We start from the raw sequence: 11,709 nt of genomic DNA on the forward strand, positions 1-11,709 counted from the left end.
GAGCACAACCATGCGTTACCGCGTCCTCGGCGGCACCGGCATCGAGGTGAGCGTCCACGCGCTCGGCACGATGATGTTCGGCGCGGTCGGAAACCCCGACCACGACGAGTGCGTCCGGATCATCCACGCGGCCCTCGACCGCGGGATCAACCTTGTCGACACCGCCGACATGTACTCTGCCGGCGAGTCGGAAGTGATCGTCGGGAAGGCGCTGCGCGGACGACGGGACGACGTGGTGCTCGCCACCAAGGTGCACTTCCCGATGGGGGAGGGGCGCAACCGAGGGGGCAACTCGCGGCGCTGGATCATGCGCGCGGTCGAGGACAGCCTGCGTCGGCTCGGCACCGACTGGATCGACCTCTACCAGGTGCACCGGCCGGACCACACCACCGACGTCGAGGAGACCCTCGGCGTCCTCACCGACCTCGTCCGCGCCGGCACCATCCGGGCCTTCGGCTGCTCGACCTTCCCCGCGGAGGAGATCGTCGAGGCGCAGCACGTCGCCGAGCGGCGGGCGCTCGGCCGGTTCCGCACCGAGCAGCCGCCGTACTCGCTGCTCGCCCGGGGCATCGAGGCCGACGTGCTCCCGGTCAGCCAGCGGTACGGCATGGGCGTGCTGACCTGGAGCCCGCTCGCCTCGGGCTTCCTGTCCGGACGGTTCCGCGACGGCCAGCCCGTCGACCTGAGCAGCGGACGCGCCGCCCTCACGCCGGCCCGCTTCGACCCGGCGATCCCGGGGAACGCCGCCAAGTACCGGGCGGTCGAGGACCTGCTCGCGCTGGCCGGGCAGCTCGGCCACACGCTGCCCGAACTGGCCGTGGCGTTCCCCGCCGCGCACCCCGCGGTCACCTCCGTGATCATCGGACCGCGGACCATGGAACAGCTCGACGGCCTGCTGGCCGGCGCCGCACTGACCCTGGACGACGCCACCCTGGACCGGATCGACGAGATCGTGCCGCCCGGTACCGACCTGTACGCCCCGGACGGCGCCTGGCGCCCGCCGGCGTTGACCGATCCGGCCCGGCGCCGACGCCCGACCGCCGAGCGCGCGGCGGCCTGACCGCCCCGGATCGCGGACATGGTCGCGCCAGATCCGTGAAGTAGTGGCCTCCCCTCGTCTGGAGGCCACTACTTCCACGGTCCAGCACGACCATCACGTGCGGACGGTGCGGTCGGTGTCGTCAGCCGGTCCGTTGGGCGGCGAGGAAGTCGGCCAGCACCCGGGTGTGCGTGTCGAAGGCCAGCTCGGTGGGCTCGGTGAGCACCAGCCATTCGGTCGCCTCCTCGGTGGGCGCCGACGGCGGCAGGTCCTCCGTGCGCACCTCAGGCAGCACGCCGAAGACCATCATCGTGCCGCCGGCCGGCGCGCCGTGCACCGCGAACAGGGTCGCGTCCGCCGCGTCCGCGAGCAGACCGGTCTCCTCGCGGAGTTCCCGGACCAGCGCCTCGTTCCACTCCTCGCCGTACTCGATGAAGCCGCCGGGGAGGGCGAGCAGGCCCCGGGCCGGTTCGATGTCCCGGCGGACCACCACCACGCCGAGGCCGGCGGTCGTGCGGACCGGCAGCACCGCCACCGCGACCGGCAACGGGTTGCGCCAGACGGTCTGACCGCAGCCCGGGCAGACGCGCGGCCAACCGGCCGCCGCCGGGTAGGCGGCCCCGCAGAACGAGCAGTGGGAGTACGGCGCACCGGTCATGCCGCAGCACGTTACCCGCGCGCCCGCCCGGCCGCCGCGTGGCCGGTCGGCGCGGTCGCCGCGCGCCCACCCGCCCGGCCGTCGCGCGCCCACCCGCCCGGCCGCGCGGCGTGGTCGGTCAGCCCGGCCGCCTCGCGCCCGCCAGCCCGGCCGCGGCGTGCCCGGTCAGCGCGGTCGCCGCGTGCCCAGCGCCCGGCCGCCGGGTTCCCGGTCACCGCGGTCGCCGCGCCCGGCCCTCCGGCGTGAAGTGCAGCGCCCGGTCGAACAGCACGCCGCCGATCCGGGCGGCCAGCAGCACCGGCTGCGGGAACGGGGTGTCGACCGGGGAATTCCACAGGTGGAAGGCGGTCGGCGGAACGTCCGCGTCGCTCGCGTAGAGCAGGGTCTCCGGGAAACTCGGGTGGGAGCCGCCGAGCAGTGCCGACGGCGGGCCGAACCGGGCGGCCACGTCGGCACTGGTCCGGTCCTCCGTGACCCAGGTCGGCACCGACGACACCAGATCGTCGTGCTCGTCCCGGGCCAGCCGACGGTCCAACGGCAGCCAGCCCACCCGGTGGGCGAACTCGGCGTACACCGAGGCGACGGCGCAGTGGTCGCGCGCGCCGTCGGGTAGCACGTACCCGAACGCCCCGCTGACCCCGGTGGGCAGCAGGACGTCCCGTCGCCGCCACGCCTCGCGTTCACGTTCCCAGTCCCCGTCGATGCCCTCGGCGAATGCCAGGAGGTGGAACAGCGGAACCAGCGCCACCTCGCCGCCGTACATTCCGGGCCGGCGCAGCGCGTGGTCGACGTGCTGCCGGAGGTGGGCGTGGATCTCGGCAGCGGTGCGAGCCGGCCCGGCGGCAGGGTCGGCGTCGGATCGTGGCGACACGGGGAGAGTGTGCCGGATGGCGCCGACACCACGCCGCCCGGTTTCTCGCCCGCTGAACCGCCGTCGTCGGGTGCAAACGCCAGGTCGCCGACGTGGCCGTATCCGGGAGTGTGGGATACCGCCACGTCGGCACAACGGAGTGGATCACTGCGGGCGCGCGGGCGCGCGGGCGGGCGGCCGGGCGGGCCCGTGCGGGCGGGCGGCCCTGCGGGCTCGTGCGGGCGGGCGGTGGCGGGTCAGGTGGCCGGGACGCCCGTGTAGAAGGCGGTGGTGCGATCGGCGGCGGCGCGGGCCGCCTCGGGGTCGGTGCCGGCGGCGACGCTCGCCGCACCCCAGAGCTCGCTGCAGGCCGTGACGAACCGTCGCCCCTCCTCCGAGACGGACCAGGCCTCGGCCTCCTCCGGCGAGATGCCGGTGCCGTCCGCAGCCAGGTGCGAGGCCAGACCGAGCAGGGCCAGGTCCCAGCCGACGCCGACCGCGCCCGGGCCGAACTGGGCCCACCGGTCGTCGTCGACGTGCGCGATGTGGTCGAGTTCGAAGCGGGTCCGGTCGCCGTCGACGGGGGTCAGCCGGACCTCGATCCAGCTCACCTCGCCACCGAACTCCCAGGTGGCGGCGAAGCTGTGGGGCGGGTCGCAGCGCTCGACGACGCCGCTGGCGTTCCCCTGCAGTTCGTAGCGGCCGCCCAGTCGCAGCTCGCCGGAGACCGGCATGAACCAGCGGGGGATGCGTTCGGCATTGGTGCAGGCGTCCCAGACGTCCTCCAGCGGCGCGTCGTACGTCTGGCTGATCGTGCTCACCCGGGCCTCGCCGGCCTCGAGCGTGCGGCTGCCGACCTGGCGCCGCACGGCGTTGACCTGCTCGGTCACGTCCATCATCGTTCTCCTCGATCTTCGGTGGGGTCGACGGCCTGCTCGCGCAGCCGCCGTTCGCGTTTGCCGCGGGCGAGTTCGGTGGCCAGCGCCGCCAACGGCGGGGCCCAGAACCGCCGGAAGTGGTCCAGCCACTGGTCGACGTCGCGCAGCGGACGCGGATCGACGGCGTAGAGCCGCCGCGTCCCCTCCGGTCGGACCGTGGCGAAACCGTTGTCCCGCAGCACCTTGAGGTGCTGGGAGACGGCCGGCTGGGAGATCCCGAACTCGCGTTGGATCACCGCGCTGAGCGCGCCGGCGGTCGTCTCGCCCTCGGCGAGCAGTTCGAGGATCCGCCGCCGCACCGGGTCGCCCAGCACATCGAAGGCGTGCACCCGACAGTTATATCAGCCTCAGCTTAATTAAGCGATACCTGATGAGGCGAGCAGCTTGTCGAGCCGAATCGGCAGGTCGCGCACCCGGACGCCGCTCGCGTGCCGGACGGCGTTGGCGATCGCGGCCGCCGTGCCGACGATGCCGACCTCACCGAGACCCTTCACGCCGCACGGGTTCAGGTCGGGGTCCTCCTCCGGCACCCAGTACGCCTCGATCCGCTCGACGTCCGCGCACCCGGTGATGTGGTACGTGGCCAGGTCGTGGTTGACCCAGTCGCCGTACCGCTCGTCGAGCAGGCCCTCCTCGTGCAGCGCCATCGAGATGCCCATCGTCATGCCGCCGATGAGCTGGCTGCGTGCCGTGGTCGGGTTCACCACCTGTCCGACGGCGAAGACCCCCAGCAGCCGGCTCACCCGCACCTCGCCGGTGTCCGCGTCCACCCGCACCTCGGCGAACTGGGCGCCGTAGGAGTAGCGCGCCATCGGCCGTTGCGCGCGGATCTCGTCGGCGGTGTTCGCCTCGACGGTGAGCCCCTTGGCCGGCAGTTCGCCGGAGTGGTGCGCGAGCCGGTCCCGCAGCGCCTGGCAGGCGCGGACCACCGCCCAGCTCCACGACGAGGTCCCCATCGAGCCGCCCGCGACGCCGGCCGGTGGCAGGTCGCTGTCGCCGACGCGGATCCGGACCCGCTCCGGCGGGACGTCCAGGGCGTCCGCGGCCACCTGCCACAGGGCGGTCCGGGCCCCGGTGCCGATGTCCGCCGCGTTGATCCGGACCAGGTAGCCGCCGTCCGGCAGGGCGGTGGCCGTGGCGGCGGAGGCCCGTGCCCGCGCCGGATAGCTGGAGCCGGCCACGCCGGTGCCGATCAGCCATCGGCCGTCGCGTCGGGCGCACGGCCGGGGATTGCGGTCGGCCCACCCGAACCGGCGCGCCCCCTCGGTGAGGCAGGCCACGAGGTTGCGGCTGCTGAACGGGTGCCCCTGGTCCGGGTCGACCGCCGGATCGTTGCGGATCCGCAGCTCGACCGGGTCGACGCCGCAGGCGGCGGCGAGCTCGTCCATGGCCGACTCCAGGGCGTACGCGCCGGGACACTCGCCCGGCGCCCGCATCCAGAACGGGGTCGGCACGTCGAGCCGGACCAGTCGGTGGGTGGTTCGCCGGTGCGGTCCGGCGTACATGCTGCGGGTGTAGACCGCTGTCTGCTCGGCGAACTCCGTGATCGTCGAGGTCTGGCTGATCGCGTCGTGACAGACCGCGGCGATGCGGCCGTCGGCGTCGGCGCCGAGCCGGACGCGTTGGATGGTCGGGGTGCGGTAGCCGACCGGCCCGAACAGCTGCTGACGGGTCAGGGCGAGCCGCACCGGCCGGCCCACGTGCTGGGCGGCCATCGCGGCGAGCACCACGGCGGCCTTCGGGTACCCCTTGCTGCCGAACCCGCCGCCGACGTGTTCGTTGATCACCCGGATCGTCTCCCGGGGAATCCGGAACAGCTCGGACAGCGCGGCCTGGACCGGCGTCGAGCCCTGGTTCGAGTCGTGCACTAGCAGGTGGCCGTCCCGCCACTGCGCCGTCGTGGCGTGCGGCTCCATCGGGTTGTTGTGGTAGGCCGGCGTCCGGTAGGTGGCGTCCACCCGCACCTCGGCGGCGGCGAACCGGGCGTCGAAGTCCCCCTCTGCGGTGTCGGTCGGGTAGTTCGGGTTGACCTTGTCCGGCCGGTAGAGGCCGGGGTGGTCGGCGGTGAGCACCGTGCTGTGCGGCTCGGTGTCGTAGTCGATCCGGACCAGCCGGGCCCCCTCCCGGGCCGCCTCGATGCTCTCCGCCACGACCACCGCGATCAGCTGGCCCCGGTAGTGCACGGTCGGCTCCTGGAGCAGGTACAGCTCCGCGTCCACGTCCGGCGCGACCCGGGGCGCGTTGCCGTGGTGCACCACCGCGATCACCCCCGGCGCCGCGAGCGCCGGGTCCGGGTCGATCCGGGTGATCCGGCCGCGTACCGCCGCCGCCGGCACGGCCCAGCCGTACGTCACGTCGTCCAGCGGGTACTCGACGGCGTACCGCGCGGCGCCGGTCACCTTCTCCCGGCCCTCCAGCCGGGAATGTGGCCGGCCCACGGCGCCGGTGCTCATGCCCCCGCCTCGGCCAGCTCGGTCAGGGCGCGCACCGTGATGGCGCGGACCAGTGGCACCTTGAACCCGTTGTGCGGCAACGGGCGGGCCGCCTCCAGTTCGGCGTCGGCGGCCCGTGCCGCCAGCTCCGGGGTGAACGGCCGGCCGCGCAGCTCGGCCTCGGCCCGGCGGGCCCGCCACGGCCGGTGCGCCACCGCCCCGTACGCCAGGCGGACGTCGCGCACCACACCGGCGTCCAGGTCGAGCGCCGCGGCCACGGAACCGACCGCGAAGGCGAAGGAGGCCCGGTCCCGCACCTTGAGGTACGTCGACCGGCGCGCGGCGGGCAGCGGGGGAAGCCGGACGGCGGTGATCAGCGCGCCCCGGGGAAGCGTGGTCTCCCGCTCCGGGTACTCGCCCGGCGACCGGTGCAGCTCGGTGACCGGCACCTCGCGCGGGCCGTCGACCTCGGCGAACTCGACGACCGCGTCCAGTGCCGCCAGCGCGACCGCCAGGTCCGACGGGTGGGTGGCGACGCACTGCTCGGACCAGTCCAGGATGGCCAGGTCGCGGTTCTGCCCGTGCCGGGCCGCGCACCCGCTGCCGGGCTCCCGTTTGTTGCACGCCCTGCCGGTGTCCTGGAAGTAGACGCACCGGGTGCGCTGCAACAGGTTGCCGCCGGTGGTGGCCAGGTTGCGCAGCTGGCCGGAGGCGGCGGCGAGCAGCGCGCGGGCGAGCGCCGGGTAGTCCCGCCGCACCACCGGGTGCGCGGCGAGGTCGCTGTTGCGGACGGTGGCGCCGACCCGCAACCCGCCCTCCGGCAGCGGCTCGATCGCGTCGAGCGGCAACCGCGTCACGTCGACCAGCAGGTCGGGCCGCTGCACACCGAGCTTCATGAGGTCGACGAGATTGGTCCCGCCCGCCAGGTAGGCCGCCTCCGGATCCGCGCCGAGCAGCGCGACGGCCTCGGCGACGTCGGCCGGTCGGCGGTACCGGAACGCTCTCACCGGGAACCCGCCGCCTCGCGGACCGCCGCGACGATGTGCGGGTACGCCGCGCAGCGGCACAGGTTGCCGCTCATCCGCTCGCGGATCTCCGCGTCGGTCAGGTCGACCGGCCCGCTGAGGTCGTCGGTGACCACGCTGGGCCAGTTCGCGGCGACCTCGTCGAGCATCCCGCGCGCCGAGCAGAGCTGCCCGGGGGTGCAGTAGCCGCACTGGAAGGCGTCCTGCGCGATGAACGCCTCCTGCAGCGGGGAGAGCCCGTCCGGCCCGGCCAGCCCTTCCACGGTGACCACCGTGCGGTCGTCCAGGGTGACCGCGAAGATCAGACAGCTCTTCACCCGCCGGCCGTCCAGCAGCACCGTGCAGGAGCCGCACTGGCCGTGGTCGCAGCCCTTCTTCGCGCCGACCAGGCCCAGGTGCTCGCGCAGGGCGTCGAGCAGGGTGGTCCGGTTGTCGAGGGTCAGGTCCCGACGTGTGCCGTTGACGGTCACGGCCACCCGGGACGACCACTGGTCGTCCGCCGTCGTGGCGCTCCCCGTCCCCTGCTGCACGGGCTCATAGTAGCTTTATCGGTACGAATACGAAGAAATCTGGCGAGACGCTCCCGGGAGGGGGACGGCCCCGTGCGGGACGAGAGCGTGGCGGGGCTGGTGCTCGCGGCCGGGGCCGGACGCCGGTTCGGCCGCCCCAAGGCGCTCGTCGAGTTCGACGGCGAACCGCTCGTCCGGCGCGCGGTCCGGCTGCTGCGTGCCGGCGGCTGCGCGCCGGTGCACGTCGTGGTGGGCGCCGGGGCCGACGACCTGCCCGCGCTGCCCGACGCGGAGCTGGTCCGGAACCCCGATTGGCGGCAGGGGATGGGCCTGTCCCTGCGCCGCGGTCTGGCCTCGATGCCCGAGCCGGTGGCCGCCGCGGTGGTCGTGCTCGTCGACCAGCCGCTGCTCACCCCGGCGGCGGTGCGCCGGGTCCGGGCCGCGCACGCCGCCGGCGCGGTCGTCGCCACCGCCACCTATGCCGGCCGGCCCGGGCATCCGGTGCTGCTGGGCCGGACCACCTGGCCCCTGCTCGACCGCTACGCGACCGGCGACCGCGGCGCCCGCGACCTGCTGCGCGCCCGCCCCGACCTGGTCGTCCGGGTGCCGTGTGACGGCGTCGGCGACCCGCTCGACGCCGACACCCCTTCCGACCTGACCCGGGCCGCCGCCCTCAGCGCCGATCATGCAGTTGTGATGCCTCACGAGCGCCGCGCGAGCGGCTGATCCGGGCACCACAACTGCATGATCGACGGCGGGATGGGGTCAGCGGCGCCACTTCTGGTTGGCGGCGCCGGTGCAGTCCCAGATCTGCAGGCGGGTGCCGTCGGCCGAGCTCACCCCGGTCGCGTCGAGGCACTTGTTCGCCTGCGGGTTGACGATGTCCCCGGCGGCGCTGAACACCCAGCGCTGCGCGCCGCTGCCGTTGCAGTCCCAGAGCTGGACCTTGGTCCCGTTGGCGGTCCCGCCGCTGGTGACGTCGAGGCACTTGCCGAGCGCCCGCACCGAACCGTCACCGGCCCAGGTCCAGCGCTGCGCGCCGGTGCCGTTGCAGGTCCACAGCTGCACTGCGGTCCCGTTGGCCGTGCTCGCGCCGGCCACGTCCACGCACTTGTTGCCGTAGCCGACGATCGGCGCGCCCCCGCCGCCTCCGCCGGTGTCCCAGGCCTGCACCCGCACGTAGTCGATCACCATGGTCTGCGGGAAGACGGTGCTGGCGTTGGGCGAGCCGGGCCAGTTCCCGCCGACCGCCACATTCATGATCATGAAGAACGGGTGGTCGAAGACCCACCGGTTGCCGCGGAGGTCGGCCGGGGTCTTGCGGGAGTACTGCACGCCGTCGAGGTACCAGGTGACCGAGTCCGGCGCCCAGTCGACCGTGTAGGTGTGGAAGGCGTCGGCGAGCGCCTGGCCGCCCGGCAGGGAGGTCTGACCGGTCACCGCGTTGCCGCCGGAGTAGCCGGGGCCGTGCAGCGTGCCGTGCACGGTGGACGGCTCGAACCCGACGTTCTCCATGATGTCGATCTCGCCGCTGGCCGGCCACGGGTTGGTCGAGATGTCGTTGCCGAGCATCCAGAACGCGGGCCAGAGCCCCTGCCCGCGGGGGATCTTGATCCGGGCCTCGAACCGCCCGTACGTCTGGGTGAAGGTGCCGGCGGTCAGCAGCCGGGCGGACGTGTACTGGCAGCTGCCGTACCAGCAGGAGAAGTTGTTGGGGTTCTCCCGGCGGGCGGTGATGACCAGGTTGCCGTTGCCGTCCAGCGCCGCGTTGCGGGTGCTGTTGGTGTAGTACTGCAGCTCGTTGTTGCCCCAGCCGCCGCCGCCGATGTCGTACCGCCACTTGCTGGGGTCCGGCGGCGTGCCGGCGGCGCCGTTGAAGTCGTCGGACCAGGTCACCGCGCCGGGCGCCGCCGCGGCGGGGGCCGCGGTGGTCGCGGTGAGCGCGACGCTGAGCCCCACGCCGGCGAGGGCGAGCGCGGCGATCGCACGAATGCTGCGCACGGGAAGCCTCCCTGCGGTCTCGGATGTCCCGGCCCCTCGGCCCGCCCGGCGCACGGGCGCTGGGACGATAACTGTGAGGAAACCGGCGAAATTGATGTGTAACAATATTCACAGATTTCGACAGTGTCAAGAGAGCGCTCTCCGGTGCGGATCCGTGACGGTCAGCCTCGCCGGCGGCCCCAGAGTCGCCCGAGCGGCCCGGCGCGCAGGCCCTCGCTGGTGACCGCGTGGTAGGCGATCATGACGATGATGAGGATCAGCCCGAGCACGGGGTTGACGAACCAGCCGAGCAGCCCGCTCAGCCCGTAGAGAACGAGGCCGGTGAGCGGGCGGGCCCGTTGGGCCCGGACGTGGTCCGGGTCGACCTCGGCGGCCCGCAACGCGGGGTGGCGGTGCAGGTAGGCGAAGAACGCCAGCCACGGCGCGGACATCAGCGCCGCGGCCAGCGCGTAGAGCGCGACCGCGGCCCGCTGGTCGGCCGCGTCGCCGTGGGTGAAGGCGGAGGCGAGCACCGCCGTGGGGAACGGGATGATCACCGCACCGAAGAGGATGGCCAGGTTGATCCAGTTGAGCGCCAGGGCGGTGCCGCGGATCAGGCGCAGCAGCGCGTGGTGGTTGAGCCAGATCACTCCGATGTAGGCGAACGACACCGCGAAGGCCAGGTACGACGCGCCCTCGTGGCGCAGCCCTTCCAGGAGCCCGCCCTTGTGGTACTCCGGCACCCGCAGTTCGAGCACCAGGAGGGTGATGACGATCGCGAAGACCCCGTCGCTGAACGCCTTGATCCGGTCCGTCTCCGACACCCGGGCCGGGCCGGTCTCCTCTGCTCCTGCGGCCATTGCCGCAGGCTACCGGTCCGGCCCGGTCGACGAGACCGCGTTCCTCGACGCCCGGGCCGTTACAGTGCCTCGGACGACCGACGGGACCGAGGTGACAAGTGGAGCTGGCGCGAGCGACCAACCGGAGCGTCCGGCTCCGCAACCGGTCCGCCCTGCTGACCAGGCTCTTCCTCGACGGTCCGCTGACCCGGCAGGACCTGGTGCGCGGCACCGGCCTCAGCCAGCCGGCGGTCAGCAACGTGGTTGGCGACCTGATCGACGAGGGCGTGGTCGTCGAGGCCGGTGCCGCCGAGTCCGACGGCGGCCGTCCCAGCATGATGCTACGGGTCGCGCCGCGGTTCGCCTTCGTGATCGGTGTGGACGTGGGCGAGACCCGGGTGCGGGTCGAGCTGTTCGACTTCGCGATGACCCTGCTGGCCAGCGCCGTGTACCCGCTCGACCCGGCCCGGACCGAGCCGGCCGCGGTCGCCGGCCACGTGCTGGCCGGCATCGACGCGGTGGCCGGAGCGGCCCGGGTCGCCCCGGCCGACGTGCTCGGCGTCGGGATCGGGGTCTCGGGAGTGGTCGCGCAGGGTACGCAGGCCGTGGTGCACGCCCAGGCCCTCGGCTGGGACGGGGTTCCGCTGGAGGGGCTGATCGCCGTGGGCACCGACCTGCCGCTGCACATCGACAACGGCGCCAAGACCCTCGGCCAGGCGGAGATGTGGTTCGGCGCCGGCCGGGGCGCCCGTCACGCGGTCTTCGCGCTGGTCGGCTCGGGTGTCGGGGCGGCCGTGGTGGCCGGCGGCGTCACCTATCGCGGCGCGTCCAGCAGCGCGGGGGAGTGGGGGCACACCACCCTCGTCTACGGCGGGCGGCGCTGCCGGTGCGGGGCCCGGGGGTGCCTGGAGGCGTACGTCGGTGCGGAGGCGATCGTCGAGCGCTACCGGGAGGCCCGCCGGGGTCGCCCGGTGCCCGGCGAGGACGAGGAGTCCCAGCTCACCGCCCTGGTCGACGCGGCGGCGACGTCCGCCACCGCACGCCGAGTGCTCGACGAGACGGCCAGCTACCTCGGCGCCGGGGTGGCCAACCTGATCAACCTGTTCAACCCGGAGCGGGTGGTGCTGGGCGGCTGGGCGGCGATGGCCCTCGGCGACCTGCTGCCGGCGGTGCGCGAGGCCGCCGGGCGGCAGGCGCTGCGCCAGCCGTACGAGCAGGCGTCGATCGAGCTGTGCCGGCTGGGCGTGGACGCGGTCGCGCTCGGCGCCGCGACGCTGCCGATCGCCCGGTTCCTCGGCGACGGCGGCGTGCGCCGCTGACGCGCCCGCTCGCCCGACCCGCCCCCGGCCCCGGCCCCGGCCCCGGCCCAGCATCGAGGTGGCTGGCGCGGACGAGTCGCCCGTCGGCCGTCGGGGCTGCGGTGATGCGGTGCCGTCCCT

General features: G+C 74.1%; 12 protein-coding genes. 3 read left to right on the top strand and 9 right to left on the bottom strand.

Annotation, left to right across the window (positions count from 1 at the left end):
• Positions 1-10: 10 nt before the first annotated feature.
• On the top strand, positions 11-1,060 hold the full coding sequence (locus tag O7603_RS01685) for an aldo/keto reductase (RefSeq protein WP_281573890.1): 1,050 nt from the start codon (positions 11-13) through the stop codon (positions 1,058-1,060).
• Positions 1,061-1,181: 121 nt separating this feature from the next.
• Here the strand turns inward: O7603_RS01685 and O7603_RS01690 are convergent, their stop codons facing one another.
• The 7 genes from O7603_RS01690 to O7603_RS01720 form a co-directional block, all read right to left on the bottom strand.
• Positions 1,182-1,697, bottom strand: coding sequence for an NUDIX domain-containing protein (locus O7603_RS01690; protein ID WP_281573891.1), 516 nt, complete (start codon positions 1,695-1,697; stop codon positions 1,182-1,184).
• A 211-nt stretch (positions 1,698-1,908) separates the two neighbouring features.
• Positions 1,909-2,568, bottom strand: a complete 660-nt coding sequence (locus tag O7603_RS01695; protein ID WP_281573892.1) for a hypothetical protein — start codon at positions 2,566-2,568, stop codon at positions 1,909-1,911.
• 236 nt (positions 2,569-2,804) lie between these two features.
• A complete protein-coding gene (locus O7603_RS01700) occupies positions 2,805-3,446 on the bottom strand; it encodes an SRPBCC family protein (RefSeq protein WP_281573893.1) in 642 nt (213 codons plus the stop codon).
• The gene (locus O7603_RS01705; protein WP_281573894.1) at positions 3,443-3,814 is read right to left on the bottom strand and encodes a metalloregulator ArsR/SmtB family transcription factor; all 372 of its coding nucleotides are present in this window, start codon (positions 3,812-3,814) and stop codon (positions 3,443-3,445) included. Before O7603_RS01705 ends, O7603_RS01700 begins: the two co-directional genes overlap by 4 nt.
• Before the next feature lie 27 nt (positions 3,815-3,841).
• Positions 3,842-5,938 carry a xanthine dehydrogenase family protein molybdopterin-binding subunit gene (locus O7603_RS01710; protein ID WP_281573895.1) on the bottom strand — a complete coding sequence of 699 codons (2,097 nt, stop codon included), beginning with the start codon at positions 5,936-5,938 and terminating at the stop codon, positions 3,842-3,844.
• Positions 5,935-6,924, bottom strand: coding sequence for a xanthine dehydrogenase family protein subunit M (locus tag O7603_RS01715; RefSeq protein WP_281573896.1), 990 nt, complete (start codon positions 6,922-6,924; stop codon positions 5,935-5,937). The genes O7603_RS01710 and O7603_RS01715 overlap by 4 nt, the downstream gene beginning before the upstream one ends.
• Positions 6,921-7,418, bottom strand: a complete 498-nt coding sequence (locus O7603_RS01720) for a 2Fe-2S iron-sulfur cluster-binding protein (protein WP_281576574.1) — start codon at positions 7,416-7,418, stop codon at positions 6,921-6,923. Before O7603_RS01720 ends, O7603_RS01715 begins: the two co-directional genes overlap by 4 nt.
• A gap of 126 nt (positions 7,419-7,544) precedes the next feature.
• Here O7603_RS01720 and O7603_RS01725 point away from each other — a divergent pair, with 126 nt between their 5' ends.
• Entirely contained in the window at positions 7,545-8,177 is a 633-nt protein-coding gene (locus O7603_RS01725; protein WP_281573897.1) for a nucleotidyltransferase family protein, read from the top strand.
• Positions 8,178-8,216: 39 nt separating this feature from the next.
• Here the strand turns inward: O7603_RS01725 and O7603_RS01730 are convergent, their stop codons facing one another.
• Both O7603_RS01730 and O7603_RS01735 read right to left on the bottom strand, forming a co-directional pair.
• On the bottom strand, positions 8,217-9,452 hold the full coding sequence (locus tag O7603_RS01730) for a family 16 glycosylhydrolase (protein ID WP_281573898.1): 1,236 nt from the start codon (positions 9,450-9,452) through the stop codon (positions 8,217-8,219).
• Between the two features lie 161 nt (positions 9,453-9,613).
• Positions 9,614-10,291: a TMEM175 family protein gene (locus tag O7603_RS01735; RefSeq protein ID WP_281573899.1), complete on the bottom strand. Its 678-nt coding sequence runs from the start codon at positions 10,289-10,291 to the stop codon at positions 9,614-9,616.
• Between the two features lie 98 nt (positions 10,292-10,389).
• On the opposite strand from O7603_RS01735, the gene O7603_RS01740 reads away from it, so the two are divergent.
• Positions 10,390-11,589, top strand: a complete 1,200-nt coding sequence (locus O7603_RS01740; protein WP_281573900.1) for an ROK family transcriptional regulator — start codon at positions 10,390-10,392, stop codon at positions 11,587-11,589.
• Positions 11,590-11,709: the final 120 nt, after the last annotated feature.

It is taken from the genome of Micromonospora sp. WMMD812 (assembly GCF_027497215.1).
Lineage (GTDB): Bacteria > Actinomycetota > Actinomycetes > Mycobacteriales > Micromonosporaceae > Micromonospora.